Genomic DNA, 26,955 nt, shown 5'->3' with positions numbered 1-26,955 from the left:
ACCTCCTTCGTCCACGACAGTCACAAACCATGACGGTCGGTAGGGCACCTATACACTTCGGGTCGTGACGGCCATGCCGCGATCAGCCGCCTCGCGCGGCAGACGCTCCGACCTGCTGCCCCGCCAGCAGCACGGTGGGGCGCCCCAGCACCTGCTGATGACGCTCTACGCGGACTACTGGTTCGCCACGAAGGGCCGGGCCTCGTCGGCCGCGCTGGTCCGCCTGCTGGCCGAGTTCGGGATCACCGAGGCCAGCGGCCGGGCGGCGCTGAGCAGGCTCTCCCGCCGCGGCATGATCACCGTGCACCGCAGCGGCCGGCGCACGTTCTACGGCGTCGACGGCACCGCGGCGACGGCGCTCGGCGACGCCGTCGCCAAGGTGCTGGCGTTCGGCGCCGCGCCGCAGCCGTGGCACGGCACGTGGACGACCGTGGCGTTCTCGATCCCCGAGGACCAGCGCGAGGTCCGCCACCAACTGCGCACCCGGTTGCGGTGGCTGGGCTTCGCGCCGATCTTCGACGGGTTCTGGATCTCGCCGACGGCGTCCGGGGAGGACACCGTGCGCGAACTGGACGAGCTCGGGGTGACCAGCGCGGTCGTGCTGCGGACCGACGGACCGGTCGGCGGGCGGTCGCTGACCGAGGCGTGGGACCTCGACGAGGTGCGCGGGCTGTACGAGGAGTTCGTCGAGATCGTGTCGCCGCTCGCCGAACGGGTCCGTCGCGGCGCGGTGACCGCGGCCGAGGCGCTGGTGGCCCGCACCGAGGTCATGGACCGGTGGCGGACGTTCCGCTGGAACGACCCGGACCTGCCGCACGCGCTGCTGCCGCCCGACTGGCCCCGGGACACCGCACGCGCCCTGTTCGCCGAGGTGTACGACGGGCTCGGCCCGCTCGCCGAGCACCGTGTGCGGCAGATCGTGCGCGAGCTGGACCCCGAGGACGTCGACCTGGTGCGCCACCACACCACCCATCGGGTGCCCCGACCTCACGCGTAGTGCCGGTAGACGGCCCTGGCCACGCACGCCGGCTTGTCGCTGCCCTCCAGCTCCACTGTGAAGTCCAGCAGCATCTGCACGCCGCCCTTCACAGGTTCCACGGCCGCGACCGCGCCTGCCAGCCGGATCCGGCGCCCGACGGGCACCGGGCTCGGGAAACGCACCTTCTCCAGCCCGTAGTTCACGCTCATCGCGATGCCGTCGATCACCAGCAGCTCACCGAACAGCGGGATGATCAGCGACAGGGTGAGGTAGCCGTGCGCGATGGCGCCGCCGAAGGGTCCGCTCGCCGCCCGTTCCGGGTCGACGTGGATCCACTGGTGGTCGCCCGTGGCGTCGGCGAAGGTGTTCACCTGCTCCTGTGTGACCGTGCGCCACTCGGTGCGGCCGAGGTCGGCGCCCGCCAGCGCGAGCAGTTCGTCGATGCCGGTGGCCTTCGTGGTCATGCTGGTCCTTCCTCGGGTGCCTGTGGTGCGGGGATGCCGTAGGTGCTCGGTTCGCGGCCCACCGAGGTGCGCCATGCCGCCGCGATGGCGTCCGGGTCCCAGCCGCCCTCGTGGTAGGCGACGGCCACCTCCTCCGGGTGCGACCACAGCGACAGCTTGTCGCCGCCGACGCCGACGGCCTGCCCGGTGATCCCGGCGGCCGCGTCGGAGGCGAGGAAGGCGACCAGCCCGGCCGCGTCCTCCGGGGTGCCGAAGCCCTCGGCCTGCCGCAGCCGGCGCGGCAGCGGCTCGCCGCGTTCCTCCCAGGCCGCGACGTGCTCGGCGAACGCGGGGATCGTCTTCGTCATGCCGGTCGCGGCGACCGGGACGACCGCGTTGACGGTGATCCCGGCCTTCGCGCACTCGAGCGCCCAGGTGCGGACCATGCCGACGATGCCTGCCTTCGCGGCGGAGTAGTTGGTCTGGCCGAAGTTGCCGCGCTGCCCGGCAGGCGAACCGACGACGACCACCCGGCCGCCGTCGCCCTGCTCGCGGAACCGCAGCACGGCGGCACGCACGCAGGTGAAGGTGCCCCGCAGGTGCACGCCGACGACGGTGTCGAAGTCCTCGTCGGTCATCTTCCACAGCACCCGGTCACGCAGCACGCCCGCGTTGGTGACCATCACGTCGAGCCGGCCGAACTCGCGCACGGCGCGGTCGACCAGCGCGTCCGCGACGTCGGCGGTGCCGACCGCCCCCGGCTCGTCGACCGCGCGCCCCCCTGCCGCCACGACGGCCGCGGCGGCGTCCTTCGCGGCAACGGCGTCGGCGTCGTTCACCACGACGGCCGCGCCGCGCCCGGCCAGTGCGGACGCGTAGGCGAGCCCGAGCCCGCGCCCGGCCCCGGTCACGACCGCGACCTTGCCTGTCAGATCCATCTGTGTGTTCCTCCCTGTGGGTCTACGCGGGCTGGGCGGGCTGGAACGTCATGGGGACGCGGTGGGTGCCCCACTCCGCCCAGCGCGCCATCTCGATCTCTCCAGCGACGCTGAAGTCACTGGTCCTGGCCAGCAGCTCGGCCACCGTGGTGCGCAGCATCAGCCGCGCGAGCGGTGCGCCGGGACAGGAGTGGATGCCCGCACCGAACGCGATCGAGCGGCGCAGCTCCGGACGGTCGAGCACGAAGGTCTCGCCGTCGCCGAACACGGCCTCGTCCCGGTTGGCCGAGGTGTAGACGAGCGCGATCGGCTCGCCCTCGCGGATCAGCCTGCCGCCGATCTCCACGTCGTGGCGTGCGGTGCGGGACATCCCCCGGTAGGGCGTGTAGAGCCGCAGGTACTCCTCGACCGCCGCGTCGATCCGCTCCGGCTCGGCACGCAGCAGGCGCTGCAGGTCCTTGTGCTCGGCCAGGTGCGCGAGCATGGTGCCGATGAAGACGCTGGGCGCGACCATGCCGGTGACCAGCAGCTGCCGCACGCAGCCGAGCACCAGTTCCGGCGGCAGCGGCTCGCCGTCGTCGGTCTCGGCGAGGAGCGCGGTCGTGAGGTCGTCCTCCGGCGCGAAGCCGTCGGTCCTGCGTGCCTCGATGACCTCGCCCGCGATGTCGTAGAGCAGCCGGGAGAGCCGCTTCACGTTGTCGTCGTCGACGACCTGGATGGCGGCCACGTACTCGGCGCTGATCTGCTTGATCCGCGCGGACAGGTGCAGCGGCACGTGGAAGAACTCGGCGAACACGTGCGCGGGGAAGACCTGGGCGTAGTCGGCGGCCACGTCCCCGCGTCCCGCGTCGATCAACGGCTGGAGCACCGCGACGCAGTGCTCGCGGACCTTGGGGGCCAGCTCGGCCACCTTGCGCGGGGTGAGCGACCGGTTGATGACCCGGCGGTAGACGGTGTGCTCGGGCGGGTCGAAGTGCAGCGGGGGGCGGCGGCCGGTGAACGCGAACTTCGGCACCACGTTCTGCACGGAGGTGGTGAACGTGTCGGAGTCGGTCAGTACCCGGACCACGTCCTCGTGGCGGAACAGGGCCCAGAAGCCGCCGTAGGTCGTGCTGTGCGCGACCGGGCACTCGCGCCGCATCCGCCGGTACAGCTCGTGCGCGCTGTCGAACGTCTCCGCCGCGAGCGGGTCGAAGTCGTGATCACTCGATCCCATCCAGCCACCTCTCTTTATTCGACGGATAGATCACCACTAGAAACAATAAGTGTCAAGTATGGTGCTGACATGAATCCTGGTGACGACTTCGACCCGTTGGCGGCGGAGACGTTCGACAGCCCGTACGAGACCTACCGCGACCTGCGGGCACGTTGCCCCGTCGCACACACCTCGGCCTACGGCGGCTTCTGGGCGCTCACCCGCTACGCCGACGTGAAGGCCGCGGCGGCCGACCCGCACCTCTACATCTCCTCGGTCCGGGCGGTCGTGCCGAGCGATCCGCGCGGGATCCGCCGCCCGCCGCTGAACTTCGACGCCCCCGCGCACACCCCGTTCCGCCGGGCCCTGGACCGCACGCTGCACCGGCGGCGCCTCGCCGAACTGGAGCCGGTCCTCGCCGAGCACGCGGCACGGGAGCTGCGGCCGCTGCTCGACGCGGGCGGTGGCGACATCGCCGCCCAGTTCGGCACCACCTACCCCGCGTTCGTCGCGGCGGAGTGGCTCAACCTGCCTGCCGGCCAGGTCCGCCACCTCGCGGCGACGGCCTCGACCTGGGTCGCCGCGTGGCGTGCACAGGACGGTGACCTCGTCACCGAGAAGAGCAACGAGATGTACCAGATGGCCCGCGACCTGGTCGCCGATCGCAAGCGGACACCGCGCGACCCGGAGCTGGACCCGGCCAGCTCGCTGCTGGCGGAGACCCACGACGGCGAGCCGATCCCGGACGATCTGGTCATCGGCGCGCTGCGGCAGTCACTCGTCGTCGGACTGGTGGCCCCTCCCCTGCTGCTCGGCGGGATCTGCGTACACCTGTCGCGCGACCGCCCGCTGCAGGACCGGCTGCGTGCCGAGCCGGAGCTGCTGCCCGCCGCGCTGGAGGAGTTCCTGCGGCTCTACACGCCCTACCGCGGGTTCGCGCGGACCGTCGCGCGCGAGGTCGAGGTGCACGGCAGGCGGATCCGCCCCGGCGAGCCCGTCACCCTGGTGTACGCCTCGGCCAACCGGGACGAGAGCGTGTTCGAAGAGCCCGACACCTTCCGCCTCGACCGCCCGAACATCGGTCAGCATCTGGCCTTCGGCCGGGGCCCGCACCGCTGTGCCGGGATGGCGCTCGCACGCCTGTCCCTGCGGGTCGCACTCGCCGAACTGCTGGGCGCGACCAGCCACTTCGAGCTGGCCGGCGAGATCGAGCCGACACGCATGCCCGAGCTCGGCGCACAGCGGGTGCCACTGCAGATCACCCCCCGCCCTGCGTGAGTGCCCGGGTACGCGCGGCGACCACACGACGAAGCTCTTGACACTTCTTTGCATGAGCGTCAATGTATGTGACCTGACAGGCCGTGCCGGTCCAGTTCGCCAAGGAGCAATGATGGCTCTACGCACCAGATTCGGGGCCGCGCTGGCGGCCGTCGCCCTCCTCGGGCTCACCGCGTGCGGCGGGAGCGACGGTGGTGAGGCCGCCGCCGACGAGGCCGCGAAGGCAGGCAACCAGGCACTGGCCGACCTCATCACGAAGGCACGTGAGGAAGGTAGCGTCACGTTCTACTCGGTGCCGCCGGAGGACGTGGCGCAGGCGCTCGCCGACGCGTTCACCGAGAAGTACGGCATCGACGCGAGCTTCGTCCGGCTCACCGCCGCGCCGCTCGCACAACGGTTCTCCGCCGAGGCGGAGGCGGGCAAGCCCGGCGCCGACATGCTCATGGTGTCGAACTCCCCCTTCTACGCCGACGGCATCGCCAAGGACTGGCTGACTCCCCTGCCGGAAGCGGGCATCCCCGACTACCCGGCCGGCCTGCCCGCGGACTTCGTGCTCGCCGACCCCGGGGCCGCCGTGGTCCAGGTCCAGCCGTCCGGCTTCGGCTACAACACCGACGAGGTGTCCGAACAGGACGCGCCGAAGGACTGGCCCGACTTGCTCGACCCGAAGTGGAAGGGCAGGATCCTGATGGCGAACCCGAAGTCGTCACCGGCCTATGTGGACTTCTGGTACATGATCGAGCAGGAGTACGGCATCGACTACCTGCGTGACCTCCGCGGACAGGTCGCCCGCTTCTACGACGGCACCGTCCCGCTCACCGAGGCGATGGCGGCCGGCGAGGGCGCGATCACCGTGCCGAACGTGACCTCGGCCGTGCAGCCCGCGAAGGACAAGGGCGCACCGGTCGCCATCAACGTCCCGTCGCTCACCAACGGCCCCGAGATCGTCGCCGGGATCGCGACCGAGGCAGAGCACCCGAACGCGGCGCGGTTGCTCACCCACTTCGTGCTCTCCGAGGAGGGCAACAAGATCCTCAACAGCCAGCCGGGGTCGGTGTCGCCGTACGACGAGGCGCAGATGCCGGCCAGGTTCACCCGGGTGGTCCACGCGGAGGCCGCGAAGAAGGAGAAGGAGATCCTCGGTGCCCTCGGTGCCGACTGACCTGCACCCCGCCCCCCGGCCCGTCGAACAACCGGCCCGCCGCCCCCTGCGCCGCCCGGTCTCGGTCTTCGGCAAGGTCAGCATCGGGATCGCGGTCCTGTTCGCGGCCCTGGCGCTCTACCCGCTCGGTGCGGTCGTGCACCGGCTCCTGTTCTCCGGCGGCGGTCTGGACCTCGGGCCGGTACGGGAGACCCTCGCCGAGCCGGGACTCGTCGGACTCGTGGTCAACACCGTGGTCGTGGTCGTGGTCAGCAGCGCCGTCGCGCTGGTCATCGGCACCGCGCTCGCGTGGGTCAACGAGCGCACCGACGCGCGCATGGGGGTGCTCACCGACGCGCTGCCGATGGTGCCGTTCCTGCTGCCGCCGGTCGCGGGCGCGATCGGCTGGGTGCTGCTGCTCTCGCCCCGCGCGGGCTACCTCAACACGTGGCTGAGGGACCTGCTCGGCGTCGTCGGCGTCGACCTCACCGACGGGCCGTTCGACATCTACTCCTGGTACGGCCTGATCGGTGTCTACACGATCTACCAGGTGCCGTACGCGTTCATGCTCGCCTCGGCCGGCCTGCGCAACCTCGACCCGAGCCTGGAGGAGCAGAGCCGGGTCAGCGGCGCCGGTCCACTGCGGACACTGCGCAAGGTCACGATGCCCGGCGTCAAGCCCAGCCTGGCGGGCGCGGTGCTGCTGATGCTGTGGAGCGGCTTCGGCCTGTTCTCCATCCCGGCCGTGATCGGCACCGGCGCCGACATCGACATCCTGTCCGTACGGATCGTCGAGTCGCTCGCCGAGTACCCGTCGCGCACCGGGGTCGCCGTCGGGCTGAGCCTCATCGTCGTCGGATTCGTGGCGCTCGCGTGGTGGGCGCAGCGGCTCGTCGTCGGCCGAGGGCGGCACGCGACCGTCGGCGGCAAGGGACAGCGGGTGAACCGGCTCCGGCTCGGCCGGTGGCGCGGGCCGGTGCGCGTGCTCATGGTCGCCTACCTGGCCGTGACGACCGTGCTGCCGCTCGCCGCGTTGCTGATCGTGTCGCTGACCGGGTTCTGGACCACGAAGATCAACTGGGGTGCGCTCGGGTTCGACGCGCTCCGCCGCGCGATCATCGACGACTCGACCACCCAGGAGGCGTTGCTGAACAGCCTCGGGCTCGGTCTGCTCGGCGCGACCATCGGCATCGGGGTGGCCGCCGTCGTCGCGCTGTACGTCAGCAAGGCCGGCAGACTCGGGCGCTTCCTCGACGGCGCGATCAAGTTTCCCTCGACGCTGTCGCACATCGTGCTCGCGGTCGGGTTCGTGCTCGCGCTGGCCGGGCCGCCGTTCGGGCTGGGCGGCACGCTGACCATCCTGCTGCTCGCCTACCTCGCGTTGTACCTGCCGCAGGCGGCGGTGGCGGCGGACGCGGCGGTGGCGCAGGTCGGCGGTGAACTGCCAGAGGCCTCCCGCGTCGGCGGGGCCGGTGAGGCGCGCACGTTCCGCCGCGTCTACCTGCCGCTGATGCTGCCGGGACTGATCACCGGCTGGGCCTTGTTGTTCGTCCGGATGATCGGCGACCTCACCGCCTCGTCGATCCTGGCCGGCACCGGCAACCCGGTCGTTGGCTTCCGGATCCTCGAGATCTACCAGAACGGCTCGTACGCCACGCTCGCCGCGCTGTCCACCGTGCTCACCGTGATCAGCTGTGCGGTCGTGCTCGTCGTGATGGTGCTGAGCAGGCGCAGCGCGCGGTGGAGCGCGCCAGCGAACCCGACAGGAGCGAGATGACACTCATGTCACAGGACCTGGCCGCCCGACGGGAGCCCGGCGACGAGCAGGAGCCCGTGGTCCGGGTCAGCGGCCTGGTCAAGGCGTTCCGGCGGGCCGACGGCTCGATCGCGCGCGCGGTCGACGACGTGTCGCTCGAGGTGCGGCCCGGCGAGTTCCTGGTGCTGCTCGGTCCCAGCGGCTGCGGCAAGACGACGCTGCTGCGGATCATCGCCGGGCTGGAACGCGCCGACGCGGGCAGCGTCACCCTGCGCGGCGAGGAGGTGTTCGCCGCGCAGCGCGGCGTCGACCTGCCACCGGAGCGGCGCAGGCTCTCCATGATCTTCCAGTCCTATGCGCTGTGGCCGCACATGACGGCGTTCGACAACATCGCGTACCCGCTGCGCAACGCCCGGCCGAAACCTGGCCGGGCGGACGTGGACCGGCGGGTGCGCGCGGCACTGGAGATGGTGGGCACGCCGGAGCTGGGCCGCCAGTACCCGAACCAGATGAGCGGCGGCCAGCAGCAGCGGATCGCGCTGGCGCGGGCCATCGTCGGCGGGGACGACCTGGTGCTGTTCGACGAGCCGCTGTCCAACGTGGACGCGAAGGTGCGGGAGCAGCTGCGGCTGGAGCTGCTGTCGCTGCAGCGGGAGCTGGGCTTCGCGGCCGTGTACGTGACACACGACCAGACCGAGGCGATGGAGCTGGCACACCGGATCGCGGTGATGGGGCACGGACGGGTGCGGCAGCTGGCCGACCCGGCCACGATCTACCGGCGGCCGGTCTCCCGCTACGTCGCGAACTTCGTCGGCACCAGCAACGAGCTCACCGGCACGGTGGTGCGCCACGAGGAGCGGACCACCGTGCTGCGCACGGTGGTCGGCGAGGTCGCCGGGGCGCGGGCCGACCTCGCGGTCGGCGCGGAGGCGGTGGCGGTGTTCCGACCGGAACGGACCCGGCTGGTGGCGGCGGGTGGGGCCGAGGAGAACGCGTGGCCCTCGGAGGTGACGGCGGTCCTGTTCCTGGGTGCCCACACCGAGACGGTGGCGAAGGCCGGCGAGCAGTCGTTCCGCCTGCTGGGCGACCACGACGCGGCGGAGGGCACGCGGGTGACCGTGACCGTCCGCGCGGAGGACGTACTGATCCTCCCGGCGGAGGGCTGAAGGGCCGCGGAGTGCGATGCCCCGAAAGGCGCGTCCAGGGCGTTGAGCGTCCCGGACGCGCCTTTCAGGGCATCGCCTCCGGCGCGGAGGCGCAGGTCCTACCGGTCGTCGACCTCGATGACGACCGCGCCCGCGGTGTCGCCCGCGGCGCAGCCGGTGAACAGCCCCCGGCCGCCGCCGCGGGCACGCAGTGCCTCGATCAGTTCGACCACGGCACGTAGTCCGGTCGGGCCCTGGGGGTGCCCGTACACCAGGCTGGAGCCGTACGGGTTCATGCGATCCAGCGGGAACCCGGTCTGCCGGTGGAAGTAGAGGTCGTTCACGGCGAACGGGTTGTGCGTGGTCACGACGTCGATGTCCGCGATCTCCAGGCCCGAGTCCGCGAGCGCGGCACGGGCGGCGGGCACCGGCGCCTTGGGCATCCTGGCCGGTTCGACCCGTGCGAACGCCACGGCGCGGACCCGGGCGACCCCGGCCCCGAGCGCACGTGCGGTGTCCACCGTGGACAGCACCACGCCCGCGGTGCCGTCGCCGGGATGGGTCTGCGAACCGTAGGTGACCACACCGCCCGGTGTGACCGGCGCGAGCTTCGCGAGCCCCTCGGGCGTCGCGGGGTGCACGCCGACGTCCTCGGCCACCACCGTGTGCCCCTTGCGGCCAGGGACGTGCACCTCGACCAGGTAACGCCGCTGCACGGCCCGGTCGTCGCCGAGCGCGGCGCGGTACTGCTCGTGGCGCAGCAACGTCACCTCGTCCAGCTCGTCGCGGGTGAAGCCCTCGTCCGCGGCGACGTTCTCGGCGGTGGCGAGCATCGAGTCCCTGGTGGTCGGGTCCTCCTGCATGGGGTCGAGCACCCAGTGCTCCGTGCGCGGCGCGCCCCCGGACCGGGCCGGTGACGGGTAGACCATGAGCGGGCCGTTGCTCGTCCGGTCGGTGGCGACGGCCAGCACGGTGCGGTGCGCGCCGAGCTGCACCTGGACCGCGGCGGCCTGCAGCACCGCGGCCGACGTGGCGCACGCCTGAGCGATCACCGGACCGGTCACCGCGGGCATGCCCAGGCGGGGCGCCACCGACGTGACGCCGTAGAACCCGGTGGCCTGCGGGACGGTGGTGCCGAGCACGGCGTAAGTGACCCCGGCGGGGTCGAACTCCCGCGCGGCCAGCGCCCGCCCGGTGACGTCCACGGCGAGGTCGATGCCGCTCATCTCCGACAGCGGGCCCTGCCAGCGCGTGAACGGCGACGACCAGCCCAGCCCAAGTGGGATGGCCACATCGGTCAATCTCATGAGTTCCTCCTCGGTGCCGTGAACGCGCCCTGCCAGGTCTGCCTGATGCGGCGCTTGTCGAACTTGCCGGTGGCGGTCAGCGGCAGCTCGTCGACGAACTCGACCAGCTCGGGCACCCACCACCGGGCCACCCGCGCCCGCAGGTGGTCCCGCAGCTCCTCTGCGGTCACGTCCCCGGTCGTCACGACCAGCGCGGCGGGCCGCTCCACCCACTCCGGGTGCGCGACCGCGATGACGGCAGCACGCTCGACCGACGGATGGTCCATGAGGTGGTTCTCCAGCTCGATCGAGCTGATCCACTCGCCGCCGGACTTGATGAGGTCCTTCGTGCGGTCCAGCACCCGCAGGTAGCCGTCGGTGTCGACGGTGCCGACGTCGCCGGTGCGCAGCCAGCCGTCGTGGAACCGGGTGTCGTTGCTGTCGTCGTCGGGCCGGTAGTACGACTCGGTCACCCACGGCCCGCGCACCTCGACCTCGCCTGCCGAGCGGCCGTCGTGCGGCTGCGGAGTGCCGTCCTCGCCGACCACCCGCAGCTCGACCCCGGCGGTCGTCAGCCCCTGCGTGGCGTGCAGTGCGAGCCGCTGCTCCTCGGGCAGCCCGGCCAGGCGCGCCCGCACGTTCGTGATGTTGCCCGACGGGGACATCTCGGTCATCCCCCAGCCCTGCTGCATCAGCACCCCGCGGCGGTGGTAGCGCGCGACGAGGTCGGCCGGGATGGCCGAACCACCGCACAGGATCCGCTCCAGGCCGCCGAGATCGGCACCGGCGAGCTGGTCGACGGCGAGCCAGAAGGTCGGCACGCCGGCCGCCATCGTCACGCCCTCGGTGCGGACCAGGTCCACGACGGCCGTCGGGCTGGTGTCCTGCCCGGCGAGCACCAGTGACGCACCGGCCAGCGCCGCGGCGTAGGGCAGACCCCACGCGGTGGCGTGGAACAGCGGCGTGAGCGGCAGGAGCACGTCGCGTTCCCGCACGGCGAACGAGTCGGCGAACAACGCGCTCATGGCGTGCAGGGTGAGCGAGCGGTGGGTGTAGACGACGCCCTTGGGGTTGCCGGTGGTGCCGCTGGTGTAGCAGAGGCAGGCGGCCGACCACTCGTCCGGCTCGGCTGGCTCCTCGTCCGGCGCGGCGGCGAGCAGCTCCTCGTAGTCGGCCGCGTCGGCGAAGCCGGGATGCGGCGGCGTGCCGTCCGGCAGGACCACGTAGTCCACGCCGGGCAGCAGGGGCCTGATCTCCGCGAGCCGGTGGGTGAGGGCCGCGTCGACGAAGACGACGCGGTCCTCGGCGTGCCGGGCGATCCACGCGATCTGCTCGCCGAACAGCCGGACGTTGAGCGGTTGCAGGACCGCGCCGGACAGCGGCACCCCGTACATCAGCTCCAGGTGGGCCAGGCGGTTCCACGAGAACGTGCCGACCCGCTCCCCCGGTGCCACGCCGAGCGAGCGCAGCGCGGCCGCGAGCCTGCGTGCCCGTGCGGCGAGCTCCGGCCAGGTGCGGGTCACCCTGCCTGCCGGATCGACGCCGACGAGGCGGGCGTGCGTGCCGAACGACGCCCCGCGCCGCAGCACCATCGCGAGCGACAGCGGCATCCGTCCCATCGTGCCCTGCACGCGCGCCCCCTTCAGTACCGGTAGATCGTGTTGGCGGGCGGCGCCTCACGCGGCCCGTACGGTGCGATGTCCAGCCAGTGCCCGAGTTTCTCGTCCGCGGCCGAGCCCTCGGCGGCGGCGCGCTGCCTGGCGAGCACCTCGTCGTCGGGCCGCAGGTGTTCCAGCGACACGCCCGCGGCGTCGCGGTTGAACAGGGCGGCGCGGCGCCGGGAGATCGCGAAGTCCTCGACCGCGGCCACCGCCCTGGACCGAACGGGGGTGGACAGTGCGAGGTGCACGGCCGTGGCGGCCGCGTCGGCGTCGGGCACGCCCGAGTTCAGCCCCCGCGCCCCGAACGGCGCGAACAGGTGCGCCGCCTCGCCGACGAGCAGGACCCGCCGGTGCGGGTCGGCGAAGTCGTCCGCGACCACCTGCAGGAACTGGTACGACGACGCCCACGTGACGCGTTCGGCGTACGCGGCCGGCATGACCGCCCGCATCCAGTCGCGCAGGCCCTCGCCCTGGCGCAACTCGTCGGGGTCGTCGGTGTCGTGCAGTTGCAGGTCGACGCGCCAGCCACCGGCGAAGGGCACGAGCAGCACGTTGCGGCCGTCGACGGCGGGGTGGCCGTAGTGGAAGATCCGCTCGACCGGCAGCGGGTCGGCCGGGTCCTCGTCGGTGTCGACGACGATGTACCAGCCCTCGGACCGGTTGCCGTCCATCGTGGTGCCGATCGCCTTGCGCACCGAGGAGCTCGCCCCGTCGGCGGCGATGACGTAGTCGGCCGTCCACCGCGCGCCTGCCGCGGTGGTGAGCACCACGCCGTCCGGAGTGGACGCCACGCCGGTCACCGCGCTGTTCCAGGCGAACTCGACACCGGCCTCCTTGCACGCCTGCAGCAGGTACCGCTCGGTGTCGACCTGCGGCAGGCTCGTGAAGTGCGGCAGGACACCGGGCTCGGGTGGCGGGTAGTTGCGGCTGAACACCTCGCGGCCCTCGTAGAAAGTCCGTTTGGTGTGCCACAGCACGCCGTGCGCGGCGAGGGTCGTCGCGATGCCGGGACACGACCGGTCCAGCACGCCGAGGGTGACGCCGTGCACGAAGATCGCGCGGCTGCCCGGCCGCAGCCGGTCCGCCGCCCCCGCCTCCAGCACCGTCACCGGGCGGCCCAGCGCCCGCAACGCCAGCGCGGCGGCCATCCCGACCGGCCCGGCGCCGACGACGAGCGCCGCGTGCCTGTCCTGCTGTCGTCCTGCCACAGCCCCCGTCATCCGCGCACCTCTTTCTCACCAGCTGGTTGTTCGAGCACGATCACCGCGTCCAACGCGACCGGGCCGTCGCGCGTCAACCGCAACGGGTTGACCTCGACCTCGGCGACGTCGTCGTGGTGGAGCAACACCGCGGCCACCGACCGGACCGCCGCCGCGACCGCGGCCCGGTCCACCGGCACCGCGCCGCGGTACCCGGCGAGCAGCCGCTCGGGCAGTGCCGCGACCATGTCCTCGGTGTCCACGTCGGACAGTGGGGCCAGCCGCAGGATCGGGTCGGCGGCCAGCTCGACGCCGACCCCGCCGAGCGCGAGCAGCACGGCAGGCCCGAAGACGGCGTCCCGGGTGGCGCCGACGATCAGCTCGGGACCGGCAGGCGCCTGCCGCTCCACGAGATAGCGTGGGACCGTACCGAGTGCCGACGCCGACCGGTCGATGGCATCGAGTGCGTCGTCGAGGTCGGCGGCGGTGCGCACACCGACGCGCACGCCGTCCACATCGGACTTGTGCGTGATCCCGGCGTCGCGGATCTTGACCACGACCGGCCCGCCCAGCGCCTCGAGGGCGTGGTGGGCGTCGGCACGGGTGTCGCAGGCGTACCGCCGCGGCACCGTGAGCCCGAACTCGGCGAGCAGTACCTTCGCGCGGTGCTCGTCGACGGGTTCCGGGCCGAGCGTGCGCCCGGCCGGGCGCCACCCGTCGGCGCGCCGGGCCAGCCGGTACGCGGCGGCGGAGTCGGCGACGAGTGCCGACATCGCCCGCGCGAGCCGGTCGGGTGACCGGAACAGCGGCAGGTCGAGCTCACGCTGCCGGGCGTCGAGCACGGCCGGGAGACCGCCACTTCCGACGAGCACCGGCACCGCGCCACCGGCAGAACGACCGATGACGCGCACGGTCGCGGCGAGGTCGAGTGCGTCCGGCTCGTCGAGCGCGTAGACGGCCAGCGCGTCGATGCCCGGGTCCGCGGCGACCGTGGCCGCGACCTCGGGGAAGGTCTCCGACGGCCGGCCCGTGTCGACCGGGTTGTCCTGGTAGGTCAGCGGCGGCAGCAACTCCCCGACGCGGGCACGGCTCGCGGTGGACAGCGCTGGCACCGGGACCCCGGCCGCGGCCAGCGCGTCGGCGATGATCAGGCCGGGCCCGGCCTGGCCGGTCACCACCCCGACGCCGGGCCGCCGGGTGGCCGGGACGCGCCCGGCGGCGAGCGCACGCAGCGCGTCGACCAGCTCGGCGGGGTCGTCGACCACGACGGCACCGGCCTGCGCGAGTGCCGCGCGGGTGAGCTCGAACGGTCCGGTGATGGCGCCGGTGTGCGACCGCGCGAAGTCCCCGACGTCGGTCCGGCCGACCTTGAGCACGACCACCGGCTTGCCGACCGCGGTCCGCGCCACGGCGTCGACGAGCCGCCTGCCGTCCGGCACCCCCTCGACGTGCAGGCCGATCACCGCGGTCGCGTCGTCGGCGGCGAGGTGGTCGAGCACGTCGGCGAACCCGACGTCGACGGCGTTGCCCAGGCCGACCCCGAGCCGCAGGCCCAGCCCTTCCGCCGCGGCGAGGAAGCACAGCGCGAGGTTGACCCCGCCGCTCTGCGCGACGATCGCCGCGGGCCCGGCCGGCAGGTCGACGACGCTCGGCACGAAGGTCGCGAACACCCCGTCCGCCGGGTTCACGTAGCCGGAGGTGTTGGGCCCGAGCAGCCGGATGCCGTGCTCGCGAGCCACGGCGGTCACGGTGTCCTGCAGCGCCGCGCCGTCCGCCCCCGCCTCGGCGAAGCCGCCGGAGCACACGATCGCGGCCGTCACGCCCGCCTTGCCGCAGTCGGCCAGCACACCGGGGACCGCGCGAGGCGGGACGGCGAGCACCGCGAGGTCGACCGGAGCGCCGATGTCGGTGACCGCGGGGTACGCCGTGCGGCCCGCGATCGTGCCGCCCGCCGGGTTGACCGGGTACAGGTCGCCGTCGAAACCGGACAGGGTGCGGGTCAGCGCGTACCCGGCTTTGCCCGCCGTGTCGCTCGCACCGACCACGGCGATGCCGCGTGGGTGGAGGAGAGAACCGAGATGCACGCAGCGAGTATTGCCATCTACTCGATGCTCGTCAACAAGAGTGTCATATGTCATCACGAGACATCGCCGCCGCCGATACAGCGGAACAGTGGCTCTCACCAGCAATTTCCGGGCTTCGTCGTATAAATAACACAGTTTGCTTGACGGGCGTAGGGATGCATGTGTCATATTTGGCCGATGCGGAACAGCTGTCGATGGGGACTCGCGTCCGTTGCGGTAGGTGTCGCGCTCGTCGCGACCGCCTGTGGTGCGGGCCCCGAACCAACAACGGCGTCGGACGCGCCACGCACGGGTGGCGACGCCACGATCGTGCTCGGCGTCGACGCGGCACGCGGGCTCGATCCCGCGGCTCTCTTCAACCTCACCCCGTCCGGGGACGCCAACCGGATGTCGGCCATCTTCGACGTGCTGTTCGCGGCCGATGCCGCCACCGGCGAGGTCACCCCCGGCATCGGCGAGAGCCTGACCTCGGACGCCGACGGTCGCGTGTGGACGCTGACGCTCCGTGCCGGGGTGCGCTTCTCCGACGGCACCCCGTTCGACGCCGAGGCGGTGAAGTTCAACTACGAACGGATCGCGGACCCCGCGACGAAGTCCCCGCTCGCCGGGCTGGTCGCGGGCGTCACGTTCGCGGTGGCCGACGAACGCACGCTGACGATCACCCTGCCCGCTCCCAACAGCCAGTTCGACCGGACCCTCGCACTCAACCTCACTTACATCGGCTCACCGACCGCGCTGCGTGCCGACCCGGCCGCGTTCGCCGAGAAGCCCGTCGGCGCGGGACCGTTCGTGCTGGAGGAATGGGTGCGCGACGACCACATGACCCTGGTCCGCAACCCGGCCTACTACCAGGAGGGCCGGCCCTACCTGGACAGCGTGACGTTCCGGGTGATCGCCGACCCCGTTCAGCGGATCAACGCGGTGACCACCGGCCAGGCCCACGCCGCCGTCCCCGGCTCCGAGCTGTCGTTCGCGCAGCGCGCGGAAGGCGCCGGGCTCGCCGTCACCCGCGCGGCGGCGGGCGGTGGCCCGACCCTGATGTTCAACACCGCACGCGCTCCCTTCGACGACGTCCGCGCCCGCCGAGCGGTCGCGCTCGCCATCGACGGCAAGGATCTCGCGGCGGTGGTGGACCCCGGTTCGTCGCAGCCCGAGAGCCTCTACGGCCCCGACTCGCCGTTCCACCCGGACGAGCGCGTCCTGCCCGGCCAGGACAAGGACGAGGCACAGCAGCTGTTCACCGAGCTGGCGGCGGACGGCAAGCCGGTGCGGTTCACCGTCAGCATGCCGGGGAGCGGGTTCTTCCGCCGCACCGCCGAGTACCTGCAGAGCAGGCTGAGCCAGTTCCGCGACGTCGAGGTCGCCATCGAGGTGCTCGACAACGCGTCGCTGGACCGGAAGGTGTTCCAGGCACGGGACTTCGACCTGTCGGCACAGATCGTGCCGGTGCCCGACCCGGAGCCCAACCTCTACAAGCTGCTGCACAGCGGCGGCCAGACCAACTACATGTCCTACTCCTCCCCCGAGGTGGACGCCGCGCTCGACGAGGGCAGGCAGAGCACCGACGAGGCGACCCGCGCCGAGGCGTACGCCACCGTCGAACGCCTCGTCGCACGGGACGTCCCGATCCTCCCGTTCCGCAACCAGGCCACCTACACCGTGCACAGCTCGGACCTCGTCGGCCTGTCGCTGCACGGCGACGGCTGCCTGCGCTACGACCGGCTCGGGCTCGCGGGCTGAGCATGAGCACGCCCACCCTGGAATCCCCGGCCGCGACCGCGCCGCCCCCCGGCGGCGGGTCCCGGCCGGGGGCGCCGCTCGCACGCAGGCTGCTGCGGCTGCTGGCCGTGCTCGCGCTGGTCACGCTCGCGGCGACCGCGCTCGTCGACCTGATCCCCGGCTCCCCTGCCGCGGCGATCCTCGGTCCCACGGCCACGCCGGAGCAGGTCGCCGCACTGGACGCCGAGTACGGCTTCGACCGCCCGTTCCTCACCCGGTACACCGAGTGGCTCGGCGGTGCGCTCACCGGCGACCTGGGACAGTCGGTGCAGAGCGGGCAGCCCGTGCTGGACACGATCCTGTCCCGGTTGCCCGTCACCCTCGAGCTGACGCTGCTGGCGCTCGTGATCTCGCTCCTGATCGCCGTGCCGCTGGCCGTCCTCAGCGGCTACCGGGCGGGCGGCCGGTTCGACCGGGCCGTGTCCGCCATCTCCTCCGGCCTGCTGGCCGTGCCCGTCTTCGTCGCCGCCGTCGTGCTGATCTACCTGCTGGCGGTGACCCTGCGCTGGTTCCCGGTCAGCGGCTGGTCGCCGCTGTCGGAGGGACTCACGAACAACCTGCGGCACGCTCTGCTGCCTGCCATCGCGCTGGCCGTCGGGGAGCTGCCCGCCTTCCTGCGGCTCCTGCGCGGTGACGTGGCGGCCACCATGCGGGAGGACTTCGTCCGCACCGCGACCGCACGTGGCCTGCCACCCCGGTACGTGCTGTTCCGGCACGTGCTGCGGCCCTCGTCGCTGTCGCTCGTGACCGTGGCGGGAGTCGCGCTCGGCAGGTTGCTCGCCGGTTCGATCGTCGTCGAGAGCCTGTTCGCGCTGCCCGGTCTCGGCGGGCTGGCCATCCAGTCCGTGCCCGCGAAGGACATCCCGACGGTGCAGGGACTCGTGGTCCTCGTCGCGGTCGTGTACGTGCTCGTCAACGCCGCGGTGGACGCCTGCTACGCCGTGCTCGACCCGAGGATCAGGACCAGATGAGGCCCACCGGATGGCTTGCCGTCGCGTGGTTGGCGTTGCTCGCGGTGCTCGCGCTCACCGCGGACGTGCTGCCGATCGCGGCCTACGACGCTCCGGCAGGCCCGCCGGCGCAGCCGCCGTTCTCGACGTTCCCCGAGTTCCTCGGCACCGACGGCATCGGCCGGTCGGTCCTGTCTCGACTGGTCCACGGCACCCAGATCTCACTGCTGGTCGGCCTCGGCGCCACGGTGACCGCGTGCGTGCTCGGCAGCCTGCTCGGGCTCCTGTCCGCCTACCTGCGAGGTGCGGTGCAGGAGGTCGTCGGCGTGGTCACCGACAGCATCCTCGCGTTCCCGCCGCTGCTGCTCCTGCTCGCACTGGCCGCCGTCGCCCGGCCCGGGGTCGGCACGCTGGTGCTCAGCCTCGGCGTGCTGTTCCTGCCGCCGTTCGCGCGGATCGCCCGCGCCGCCGCGCTCGGCCAGCTGAGCAGGACCTACGTGCTCGCGGCGCGGGCGATGGGCGCCGGGCACGGCAGGCTGATGTTCCGCGAGCTGCTGCCGAACACGGTGGCGCCGGTCGCGTCGTACGCGGTCGTGATGATGGCGCTGATGATCGTCGTCGAGGGGTCGCTGTCCTTCCTCGGCGTCGGCATCCCGCCACCTTCCCCGAGCTGGGGCGCGATGATCGCCGAGGGCAAGGACTTCCTGTACACCGCGCCCTACCTGGTGCTCGTGCCGTGCGTGGTGATCTTCCTGACCGTGCTGTCGTTCAACACGGTCGGCGAGCGCCTGCGGGAGCGGCTGTCCGGTGGGGAGACGCGATGACGGCGACAGCGATGACGACCGAGCCCCTGCTGGTCGTGCGCGACCTGAGCTGCCACATCCACACCGCGGCCGGCACGCTGCGTGCCGTCGACGGGGTGTCGCTGGCCGTCGAGCGCGGACAGGTGCTTGGTGTGGTCGGCGAGTCCGGCTGCGGCAAGTCGACGCTCGTCCGGGCGGTCGCCGGCGCGCTCGGTCCCGGCCACCGGATCACCGGCGAGGTGCGCCTCGACGGCGTCGCCCCGGCGGCGCTGCCACCCGCGCAGGCACGCCGGGTGCGCGGGCGGCGGATCGGCATGGTGTTCCAGGACCCGATGACCGCGCTCAACCCGGTGGTGCCGGTCGGCAGGCAGCTCACCGAGGGCATGCGCCACCACCTCGGGCTTGGCCGGGCGGAGGCACGCGACCGGGCGATCGACCTGCTGAACCAGGTCGGCGTCCCGGACCCGGCGCGGCGGCTGCGGCACTACCCGCACCAGTTCTCCGGTGGCCTGCGGCAGCGGATCACGATCGCGATCGCCCTGTCCTGCGAGCCGGACCTGCTGATCGCCGACGAGGCGACGACCGCGCTCGACGTGACCGTGCAGCGCCAGATCCTCGACCTGCTGGCCGACCTGGCCGGGGAGCGCGGCATGGCGATGATCCTCGTCAGCCACGACCTCGCCGTCGTCGCCGGACGGGCCGACCACGTCGCGGTCATGTACGGCGGGCGGGTCGTCGAGCACGGCCGGGCGGCGGCGGTGTTCTCGGCACCACGGCACCGCTACACCGAGGCGCTGCTCGCCGCGGTCCCCCGCCTCGGCGATGCGCCGCACAGCAGGCTGCGGGTCATCGCCGGCTCGCCGCCCGACCCGTACGCGCCACCGCCGGGCTGCCCGTTCGCGGCCCGGTGCTCCCATGCCAGAGCCGACTGCGCGGCCGGGGTCCCGCCGCTGACCGGCACGGCCGCGCACGAGCACGCCTGCCTCGTCCCCGTCCCCACTGCACCACAGGAGGTGCGATGACCGAGCTGACGACCGAGCCACCGACCGAGCCGCTGCTGTCCGTGCGTGACCTCGTGAAGCGGTTCCCCGTGCGGGGTGGGACGGTCGACGCGGTGTCGGCGGTGAGCTTCACCATCGACCGGGGCCAGACGCTCGGGCTCGTCGGCGAGTCCGGGTGCGGCAAGTCCACGACCGGCCGGGCCGTGCTGCGCCTCCCGCCACCGGATGCCGGGGAGGTGCGGTTCGACGGCCGCGACCTCGCCACGCTCGACCGCGCCGCGCTGCGCGCCACCCGAGGGCGACTGCAGATGATCTTCCAGGACCCGAGGTCGGCGCTGAACCCGCGCCGCCGCGTGCGCGACATCGTCGGCGAGGGCCTGGCGATCGCAGGCCTGCCGAAGGACGAGATCGCCACCAGGGTCGACGCCGCGCTGACCGAGGTCGGTCTCGACCCCGCACAGGTCGGGAACCGCAGGCCCGCGGAGTTCTCCGGCGGGCAGTGCCAGCGCATCGCGATCGCGCGGGCCATGATCGTCGGGCCGGACCTGCTGGTGTGCGACGAGCCGGTGGCATCGCTGGACGTCTCGGTGCAGGCGCAGGTGCTCAACCTGCTCGAGGACATGAAGGCCGGGCACGGCCTGGCGATGCTGTTCATCTCCCACGACCTGGCCGTGGTGCACAACGTGAGCGACCGGATCGCGGTCATGTACCTCGGCCGGATCGTGGAGACCGGCGACGCGGCGAGCGTGTTCGGCTCCCCCGCCCACCCCTACACCCGCGCGCTGCTGGCCGCCGTGCCCGACCCCGAGGCCCCGCCTGCCGGGCCCGCGCTGACCGGAGAGGTGCCATCACCCATGAACCCACCGAGCGGCTGCCGCTTCCGCACCCGCTGCCCGCTCGCCGAACCCGTGTGCGCGCAACGGACTCCGGCGCTGCGCGAGGTCGGCGCGGACCACGCGGCCGCGTGCCACTTCGCATGAGTGGCGCGAGTCATCGCGTCGGCGCGACGGCCGCTCTTGGCGCGTTCACGGCCGAGCTCACCCACGACCGGCTGCCCGGCGACGTGGTGGACAAGGTGCTCGCCCACACGCTCGACCACCTCGGCGCGGCACTGCTTGGCGCGACGATGCCGTGGAACGCGGTGGTGCGGCGGTACGCGCTCGCCGAGACACCGGACGGCCCCGCCACTGTCTTCGGCGCCACCCGGACGGGACGGCCCGAGTGGGCGGCGCTCGCGAACGCCACCGCCGGACACGGCTTCGAGATCGACGACTACGCCCTGCCCGCGCTCGCGCACCCTGGCTGCGTGGTCGTCCCCTCGGCGCTCGCGGTGGCCGAGCAGCACGGTGCCCGGGGGCACGCGCTGATCACCGCGCTGGCCGCGGGTTTCGAGGTGGTGCTGCGCCTGGGGCTGGCCACCACGCCGTCGCTCACGTCCGACCGCGGGTTCCACGTCACGGGCGTGCACGGGGTGTTCGGCGCGGCGGCGGCCGCGGGACGGCTCACCGGGCTGGACGCGGCGACGATGACCTCGGCGTTCGGGTTGGCGGCGAGCCAGGCGGGTGGCGTCACCGAGTACACCCGCTCCGGCGGCGAGGTGAAGCGGCTGCACGCCGGCCTCGCCGCGATGAGCGGCCTGCGCGCGGCCAGGCTGGCGGCCGACGGCTTCCCCGGCCCGCCGACGGCGATCGAGGGCGGGCGCGGGCTGCTGCACGCGTTCGTCGCCCACCCCCGGCCCGAGGCACTCACCGACGAGCTGGGCGCCACCTGGCGGGTGCACGGCCTCGCCGTCAAACGGTTCTGCGTGTGCGCGGGCCTGCACGCCCCCATCGAAGCGGCCGCCGCGCTGCGACAGGACGGCCTGGATCCGTCCACTGTGGACGAGGTGGTGGTCGGCACCGACGCGGCGACCCGCCACCACGTCGGCGCCATCGGGCCCCGCCCGAAGGACATGACCGGCGCCCAGTTCAGCGCCGAGCACGCCGTCGCCACCCAGCTGGTGCTCGGCGGCAACGGGCCCCGCGAGTACGCCCGGCTGCGGGCGGCCGGGTTCGACCTGCCCGAGGTGACCAGGGTCGCCGAGCGCGTCCGCCTCGAGGTCGACGACGAGGCCCAGGCCGTGTTCCCGCACCGGCTCCTCGCGCGGGTGACCGTCCGCGCGGGTGGCCGCGAGGTGACCCGCCGGGCCGAGGCACGCGGCACCCCGGCACTTCCGCTGACCGGCGACGAGGTGCGGGCCAAGTTCGGTGACCTCGCCGCGCCCGTCGTGGGCACCGAAACGGCCTCGGCGGTCGCCGCCGCGGTCGAGGCGCTCCGCGACGACGGCCCCGTCCACGCGGTCACCACCGTCCTGCGCCGCGCCATCGAGGAGGTTCCATGACCACCACCCTGTACGCCGTCGGCGACCTCGGCCCAGAACGGGACGACCCGGCGTCCCTGTTCACGCGGGTGCGGGAGGAGTTGCGCGGCGGCGACATCGTCTTCGGCCAGCTGGAGATGAACCTGACCCGGCGCGGCACGCGTATGCCACAGGCCCGCCACACCGCGCGCTGCGACCCGCGGGCGGCCGCCGACCTGCGCGACGCGGGCTTCACCGTGCTCTCGTGGGCGGGCAACCACTGCATGGACTGGGGACCCGAGGGTTTCCACGACACCATCGACGCCCTCACCGACGCCGGCATCACCGTGGCCGGGGTCGGTGCGGACCTGACCGCCGCCCGCGCGCCCCGGCTCGTCGAGCACGACGGCACCACGGTCGCGTTCCTGGCCTACTGCAGCATTCTCCCGGCCGGCTACTGGGCCACCGGGAACCGGCCGGGCTGCGCACCGCTGCGCGCCCACACCCACTACGAGCAGATCGAGCCCGACCAGCCCGGCACACCGGCACGGGTCCACACCTACGCGCACCGCGAGGACCTGGCCGCCCTGCTCGACGACGTGCGCCGGGCCCGCGAGCTGGCCGACGTCGTGGTGCTGTCCATGCACTGGGGTGTGCACTTCGTCCCGGCCGTGCTCGCCGACTACCAGCGCGAGGTCGCGCACGCCGCGGTCGACGCGGGTGCCGACCTGGTCCTGGGACACCACGCGCACATCCTGAAGGGCGTCGAGGTGTACCGGGGCAAGGCGATCTTCTACAGCCTCGGCAACTTCGCGATGGACCTGCCGATGACCGCCGAGCACGCCGCGCGGCCAAGCTTCCGCGAGCTGCTGCGCCTGCACCCGGGATGGGAGCCGGACCTCGACAGCACGTACAACTTCCCGCCGGACTCCCGCAAGACCGTCCTCGTCCGGTGCGCGATCGAGCGCGGTGAGATCACCTCGGTCGGCTTCTCACCCGCCGACATCAGCCGCCGGTCCGTGCCCGAGCTGCTGTCGCCCGCCGACCCCCGGTTCACCGACGTGGTCGACTACCTCGCCGCGGCGGGCGCGGACCAGGGCCTGGACACGGTCTTCACCGTCGAGGGCGACCACGTCCTGGTCCACGCGGCAACATGAGCGGCACACCACACAACAGCAAACGAAGGTCGTGTCGAACGGAAGGCAAACTGTACAGTAATCCCATGACCGCCGCCCCTCAGGACCCGCCGCCTGCGCGAGCCGACCTCGACCTCCCGAGGATGCAGTCCGGCGGCAGCCCGCAGCACCTCCTGCTGACCCTGCTGGGCGACTACTGGTACGGGCAGCGGGCGCCGCTGCCCTCCGCCGCGCTCGTCGCGCTGCTCGGCGAGTTCGACATCACCGAGATCAGCGCGCGGGCGGCGTTGAGCAGGCTGTCCCGGCGTGGCCTGCTGGAGCTGTCCAGGACCGGGCGGCACACGTCCTACGCGCTCAGCAGCAGGGCGGCCACCGTGCTGGCGGAAGGCCTGCGCCACATCATGTCCTTCGGGGCCACCGAGGAGCCGTGGTCGGGACAGTGGACGGTCGCCGTGTTCTCGGTCCCCGAGGACCAGCGCGACCTCCGCCACACCCTGCGCACGCGCCTGGGCTGGCTCGGGTTCGCGTCCCTGTTCGACGGGGTGTGGGTGTCGCCGCACGAGCGGGTCGCCGAGATCACGGCGGTGCTGGCCGAGTTGGCGATCGACACCGCCACGGTGCTGCGCTCCGAGGTGGTCGACGGCAGCCCGGCGGGCGGCCACCCGATCAACGCATGGGACCTCGACGCGTTGCGGGGCAAGTACGTCGCGCTGATCGAGGAGTACGAGTCGGTGCGGCAGCGGTTGCGCGACGGGCGGATCGGCACCGCCGAGGCGCTGGTGGTCCGGACCGCGCTGATGGACGCATGGCGGCGTTTCCCCGGCCTCGACCCGGAACTGCCCGCCGCGCTGCTGCCGCAGCCGTGGCCCCGTGCGCGGGCCCGCGCGCTGTTCGCGGAGCTCTACGACGAGCTGACCTGGCTCGCGGAACAGCGGGTGAAGCAGGTCGTCGGCCAGTTCGACAAGGAGGCCGCCGGTCTCGTCCTCGGCCACGGCAGCGACTTCGCGGGCTGAGGCCCCGGCCCGCGAGTCAGCCGGCCGTTCCCTCAGCCCACCCCGGGAAGCACGACCTCGTCCCCGTCCCACGCGAACACGGTGTCGAGCCCCGCCTCCTCGCCGATCCGCGCGACGTAGTCGGCGACCCCGTCCCCGCCGTCCACACGGGACAGTGGAACGGGCCGGCCGGCGTCGTCGATCCAGCACGGCACGAACCCGGCGGAGACGATCCCGTCCACGGTGAACCGGCACACGGCGATCACCGTGTTCCTGCTCTCCGGGTGGAACGGGTAGAACGGCATGTCCGGGTCGGGCGCGAACCCGTACAGCTCGACCCGCCTGCGCGCCCACTCGGCCCGCTCGGCGCTGTCGTTGCCCGTCGGCGAGAGCGCGTGGGTGACGGTCACGAAGTTGCCGAGGCCGTGGAAGATCGGCCTGCCCCGGTAGACCTCGATGCCGCGCATGATGTGCGCGTGGTGGCCGAACACGACGTGCGCGCCCGCGTCGATCGCCGCGCGCGCGACCGGCTGCTCGTACATCGCGATGACCGCGGGCGTGTGCCCGACCCCCTTGTGCATCGACACCGCGACCACGTCCACGCGGGCCGCGAGCGCGGCGATGTCGTCGGCCATGGCGGCCAGGCTCACCGGGTCGGCGAAGGTGTACACGCTGGGCGGCCCGCCGGGGCTCGCGTGGTCCAGCTCGTAGTGCGTGAGCACCCGCACGTACGCGCAGCCCGCCTTGCGCGAGGTGGCCCACGACTCGCGGGGGCCGACGCAGTTGTAGCTCAGTACCCCGATCCGCAGTCCGTCGCGCTCGAGCACGGCGGGTTCGCGTGCCGCGTCGAGGTCCGGTCCGGCGCCCGCGGTCGCGAGCCCGGCGGCCCGCGCGTGCGCGACGGTGTCGGTGACGCCGACGTCGCCCACGTCGTACACGTGGTTGCCGGCGAGGGTCACGACGTGGAAACCGACCTCACTCAGGGCGTGCAGCGCGGCCGGGTCCGCGGGTGGTGCCGGGATGTCCGTGCTGATCTGGACGTCCGCGGTGCTGTGCGGGACCTCGACGTGGCCGATCACCACGTCGCCGCCCGCGAGGACCGGCCGGGCCGGTGCGAGGAACGACGCCGGGTCCGGCTCGTCGAGCACGAGGTCGCCGACCGACAGGACGGTCATCGGGTCAGGCATGGGTGTCTGCTCCTCCGGAGGCGGCGGTGAGCCCTTGGGTGTAGCGGGACAGGAACGCGCGCAGGCGGTCCGACGTGGCGTCGGACAGGACGCCGCCGACCGGGCCCTGCTCGACGATCCGGCCGCGGTCCATGAACACGTACCGGTCGGCGACCTCGCGGGCGAACGCGATCTCGTGGGTGACGATGACCATCGTCATGCCCGCGGCCGCGAGGTCGCGCACGACCGTGAGCACCTCGTCGACCAGCTCCGGGTCCAGTGCGCTCGTCGGCTCGTCGAGCAGCATGATCCGCGGCCGGGTGGCGAGCGCCCGTGCGATCGCCACCCGCTGCTGCTGGCCGCCGGAGAGCTGGCGGGGGTGGGCGTCCGCCTTCTCGGTCAGGCCCACCTTGCCCAGCAGCTCCAGCGCACGGTCCCGTGCCTGCTCGCGGCTGCGGCCGTGCACCCGCACCTGGGCCTCGGTGATGTTGCGCAGCACCGTCCAGTGCGCAAAGAGCTGGAACTGCTGGAACACCATGCCCATCCTGCGCCGCTGGTCGGCGACCCGCCGCGGGGGCAGCGGGCGCAGCGCCCGGCCGTCGTGGGAGAACCCGAGCAGCTCGCCGTCGAGGTACATGGCGCCGCTGTCGATCGGCTCCAGCTGGTGCACGCACCTGACCAGCGTGGACTTCCCGGAGCCGGAGGGCCCGATGACGGCGACGACCTCGCCCTGCGCGACGTCGAGGCTCACCCCGTCGAGCGCGGTGTGCGTGCCGAAGCTGCGCCGGATGTCCCGGACGCTCAGTACGGGGGTCATGCCTGCCTCCTGCCCGTGCTCCACTGCCCGCGGCCGAACCGCCGTTCGAGGCGCTGCTGCCCGAAGGAGAGCGCGGTGACCACCACGAGGTACCAGAAGCAGGCCACGAGCAGCAGCGGGACGATCTGGTAGGTCTGGTTGTAGACGGACTGGACCGCGTGCAGCAGGTCGGTCATGGCGATCACACTCACCAGCGACGTGCCCTTCATCAGGCTGATGAACTGGCTGCCGCTCGGCGGGATGATCACCCGCATCGCCTGGGGCAGCACGACCCGGAGGAACGCCTGCCCGTCGGTGAAGCCCATCGCCATCGCCGCGTCGCGCTGTCCGGTGTCCACCGAGAGGATGCCGGCACGGACGATCTCGGCCATGTACGCGGCCTCGTGCAGGGTGAGCCCGATCAGCGCCGCGGTCAACGGGGTGATCACGTCGTTGGTCGACCACGACCCGAACGTCGGTCCGAACGGGACACCGATCGACAGGCGCGGCAGCAGGTAGGCGAGGTTGAACCAGAACAGCAGCTGCACCAGCGGCGGGATACCGCGGAAGAGTCCGACGTAGACGGTGCAGACCCAGCGCACCGGCGCGAAGTCGGCCAGCTGCCCCATGGCGAGCAGCACACCGAGCACCGATCCGGCGACCATCGCGACGACGGTCAGCATGATCGAGGTCCCGAGGCCCGCCAGCACGTTGGGGTCGAACAGGTAGTCGGCCACGACCGGCCATTCGAGCCGGTCGTTGTGGGTGAGGAACCACGCGACCTGCGCGGCGAGCACGACGAGCACGGCGCCGCCGAGCCACCGCAGCGGCCGGGGGCGCCCACGTGCCGTCGCGACGTCGACCGTGACCGGCTCGGTGGCCACCATCG

General features: G+C 72.8%; 23 protein-coding genes. 13 read left to right on the top strand and 10 right to left on the bottom strand.

What is annotated here, in order from left to right; all coding sequences use genetic code 11:
- Positions 1–73: 73 nt before the first annotated feature.
- Positions 74–997 (top strand): PaaX family transcriptional regulator, encoded by a 924-nt coding sequence (locus tag ACFPCV_RS20655; protein WP_378058087.1) that lies wholly within the window; start codon positions 74–76, stop codon positions 995–997.
- On the opposite strand, the gene ACFPCV_RS20650 is transcribed toward ACFPCV_RS20655, so the two are convergent.
- Genes ACFPCV_RS20650 through ACFPCV_RS20640 form a run of 3 tightly spaced genes read right to left on the bottom strand, consistent with a single transcriptional unit; the run spans position 988 to position 3,576 of the window.
- The gene (locus ACFPCV_RS20650) at positions 988–1,443 is read right to left on the bottom strand and encodes a MaoC family dehydratase (RefSeq protein ID WP_378057897.1); all 456 of its coding nucleotides are present in this window, start codon (positions 1,441–1,443) and stop codon (positions 988–990) included. The genes ACFPCV_RS20655 and ACFPCV_RS20650 overlap by 10 nt on opposite strands.
- Positions 1,440–2,360 (bottom strand): SDR family oxidoreductase, encoded by a 921-nt coding sequence (locus tag ACFPCV_RS20645; RefSeq protein WP_378057896.1) that lies wholly within the window; start codon positions 2,358–2,360, stop codon positions 1,440–1,442. Before ACFPCV_RS20645 ends, ACFPCV_RS20650 begins: the two co-directional genes overlap by 4 nt.
- Before the next feature lie 22 nt (positions 2,361–2,382).
- Positions 2,383–3,576, bottom strand: a complete 1,194-nt coding sequence (locus ACFPCV_RS20640) for a cytochrome P450 (protein ID WP_378057895.1) — start codon at positions 3,574–3,576, stop codon at positions 2,383–2,385.
- Between the two features lie 69 nt (positions 3,577–3,645).
- Between ACFPCV_RS20640 and ACFPCV_RS20635 the strand changes: the two genes are divergently transcribed.
- The 4 genes from ACFPCV_RS20635 (at position 3,646) to ACFPCV_RS20620 (ending at position 8,896) form a co-directional block, all read left to right on the top strand.
- A complete protein-coding gene (locus ACFPCV_RS20635) occupies positions 3,646–4,833 on the top strand; it encodes a cytochrome P450 (protein ID WP_378057894.1) in 1,188 nt (395 codons plus the stop codon).
- 112 nt (positions 4,834–4,945) lie between these two features.
- Positions 4,946–5,995, top strand: coding sequence for an ABC transporter substrate-binding protein (locus tag ACFPCV_RS20630; RefSeq protein ID WP_378057893.1), 1,050 nt, complete (start codon positions 4,946–4,948; stop codon positions 5,993–5,995).
- Positions 5,976–7,751 carry an ABC transporter permease gene (locus ACFPCV_RS20625; protein ID WP_378057892.1) on the top strand — a complete coding sequence of 592 codons (1,776 nt, stop codon included), beginning with the start codon at positions 5,976–5,978 and terminating at the stop codon, positions 7,749–7,751. The genes ACFPCV_RS20630 and ACFPCV_RS20625 overlap by 20 nt, the downstream gene beginning before the upstream one ends.
- On the top strand, positions 7,748–8,896 hold the full coding sequence (locus ACFPCV_RS20620; protein ID WP_378057891.1) for an ABC transporter ATP-binding protein: 1,149 nt from the start codon (positions 7,748–7,750) through the stop codon (positions 8,894–8,896). Before ACFPCV_RS20625 ends, ACFPCV_RS20620 begins: the two co-directional genes overlap by 4 nt.
- Before the next feature lie 98 nt (positions 8,897–8,994).
- Here ACFPCV_RS20620 and ACFPCV_RS20615 read toward each other — a convergent pair whose 3' ends face one another.
- Genes ACFPCV_RS20615 through ACFPCV_RS20600 form a run of 4 tightly spaced genes read right to left on the bottom strand, consistent with a single transcriptional unit; the run spans position 8,995 to position 15,105 of the window.
- Positions 8,995–10,182 (bottom strand): thiolase family protein, encoded by a 1,188-nt coding sequence (locus ACFPCV_RS20615; RefSeq protein ID WP_378057890.1) that lies wholly within the window; start codon positions 10,180–10,182, stop codon positions 8,995–8,997.
- Positions 10,179–11,771, bottom strand: a complete 1,593-nt coding sequence (locus tag ACFPCV_RS20610; protein ID WP_378057889.1) for a long-chain-fatty-acid--CoA ligase — start codon at positions 11,769–11,771, stop codon at positions 10,179–10,181. The genes ACFPCV_RS20615 and ACFPCV_RS20610 overlap by 4 nt, the downstream gene beginning before the upstream one ends.
- Before the next feature lie 32 nt (positions 11,772–11,803).
- Positions 11,804–13,042: an FAD-dependent oxidoreductase gene (locus ACFPCV_RS20605; protein WP_378057888.1), complete on the bottom strand. Its 1,239-nt coding sequence runs from the start codon at positions 13,040–13,042 to the stop codon at positions 11,804–11,806.
- Entirely contained in the window at positions 13,039–15,105 is a 2,067-nt protein-coding gene (locus tag ACFPCV_RS20600; RefSeq protein WP_378057887.1) for an acetate--CoA ligase family protein, read from the bottom strand. The genes ACFPCV_RS20605 and ACFPCV_RS20600 overlap by 4 nt, the downstream gene beginning before the upstream one ends.
- A 177-nt stretch (positions 15,106–15,282) precedes the next feature.
- Between ACFPCV_RS20600 and ACFPCV_RS20595 the strand changes: the two genes are divergently transcribed.
- The 8 genes from ACFPCV_RS20595 to ACFPCV_RS20560 all read left to right on the top strand — a co-directional run bounded on the left by ACFPCV_RS20595 (position 15,283) and on the right by ACFPCV_RS20560 (position 24,125).
- Positions 15,283–16,845 (top strand): ABC transporter substrate-binding protein, encoded by a 1,563-nt coding sequence (locus ACFPCV_RS20595; protein ID WP_378057886.1) that lies wholly within the window; start codon positions 15,283–15,285, stop codon positions 16,843–16,845.
- Positions 16,846–16,847: 2 nt separating this feature from the next.
- Positions 16,848–17,855, top strand: coding sequence for an ABC transporter permease (locus ACFPCV_RS20590; RefSeq protein ID WP_378057885.1), 1,008 nt, complete (start codon positions 16,848–16,850; stop codon positions 17,853–17,855).
- Positions 17,852–18,658, top strand: coding sequence for an ABC transporter permease (locus ACFPCV_RS20585; RefSeq protein ID WP_378057884.1), 807 nt, complete (start codon positions 17,852–17,854; stop codon positions 18,656–18,658). Before ACFPCV_RS20590 ends, ACFPCV_RS20585 begins: the two co-directional genes overlap by 4 nt.
- A complete protein-coding gene (locus tag ACFPCV_RS20580) occupies positions 18,655–19,659 on the top strand; it encodes an ABC transporter ATP-binding protein (protein ID WP_378057883.1) in 1,005 nt (334 codons plus the stop codon). The genes ACFPCV_RS20585 and ACFPCV_RS20580 overlap by 4 nt, the downstream gene beginning before the upstream one ends.
- A complete protein-coding gene (locus tag ACFPCV_RS20575) occupies positions 19,656–20,618 on the top strand; it encodes an ABC transporter ATP-binding protein (RefSeq protein ID WP_378057882.1) in 963 nt (320 codons plus the stop codon). Before ACFPCV_RS20580 ends, ACFPCV_RS20575 begins: the two co-directional genes overlap by 4 nt.
- Complete coding sequence (locus tag ACFPCV_RS20570; RefSeq protein WP_378057881.1) at positions 20,615–22,018, top strand: MmgE/PrpD family protein; 1,404 nt, start codon at positions 20,615–20,617, stop codon at positions 22,016–22,018. Before ACFPCV_RS20575 ends, ACFPCV_RS20570 begins: the two co-directional genes overlap by 4 nt.
- Positions 22,015–23,133 (top strand): CapA family protein, encoded by a 1,119-nt coding sequence (locus ACFPCV_RS20565; protein ID WP_378057880.1) that lies wholly within the window; start codon positions 22,015–22,017, stop codon positions 23,131–23,133. Before ACFPCV_RS20570 ends, ACFPCV_RS20565 begins: the two co-directional genes overlap by 4 nt.
- Positions 23,134–23,198: 65 nt before the next feature.
- A complete protein-coding gene (locus tag ACFPCV_RS20560) occupies positions 23,199–24,125 on the top strand; it encodes a PaaX family transcriptional regulator (RefSeq protein WP_378057879.1) in 927 nt (308 codons plus the stop codon).
- A 32-nt stretch (positions 24,126–24,157) separates the two neighbouring features.
- Here the strand turns inward: ACFPCV_RS20560 and ACFPCV_RS20555 are convergent, their stop codons facing one another.
- From ACFPCV_RS20555 to ACFPCV_RS20545, 3 genes are read right to left on the bottom strand one after another with little or no spacing between them, the layout of a single operon-like run.
- Positions 24,158–25,291, bottom strand: coding sequence for a CapA family protein (locus tag ACFPCV_RS20555; protein WP_378057878.1), 1,134 nt, complete (start codon positions 25,289–25,291; stop codon positions 24,158–24,160).
- Positions 25,284–26,087 carry an amino acid ABC transporter ATP-binding protein gene (locus ACFPCV_RS20550; protein ID WP_378057877.1) on the bottom strand — a complete coding sequence of 268 codons (804 nt, stop codon included), beginning with the start codon at positions 26,085–26,087 and terminating at the stop codon, positions 25,284–25,286. The genes ACFPCV_RS20555 and ACFPCV_RS20550 overlap by 8 nt, the downstream gene beginning before the upstream one ends.
- A complete protein-coding gene (locus ACFPCV_RS20545; protein ID WP_378057876.1) occupies positions 26,084–26,953 on the bottom strand; it encodes an amino acid ABC transporter permease in 870 nt (289 codons plus the stop codon). Before ACFPCV_RS20545 ends, ACFPCV_RS20550 begins: the two co-directional genes overlap by 4 nt.
- Positions 26,954–26,955 lie beyond the last annotated feature (2 nt).

The organism is Actinophytocola glycyrrhizae, assembly GCF_042653545.1.
Taxonomy (GTDB): Bacteria; Actinomycetota; Actinomycetes; order Mycobacteriales; family Pseudonocardiaceae; genus Actinophytocola; species Actinophytocola glycyrrhizae.
The sequence above is the reverse complement of the archived record's forward strand: the minus strand, read 5'-3'. Positions and strand labels throughout refer to the sequence as shown.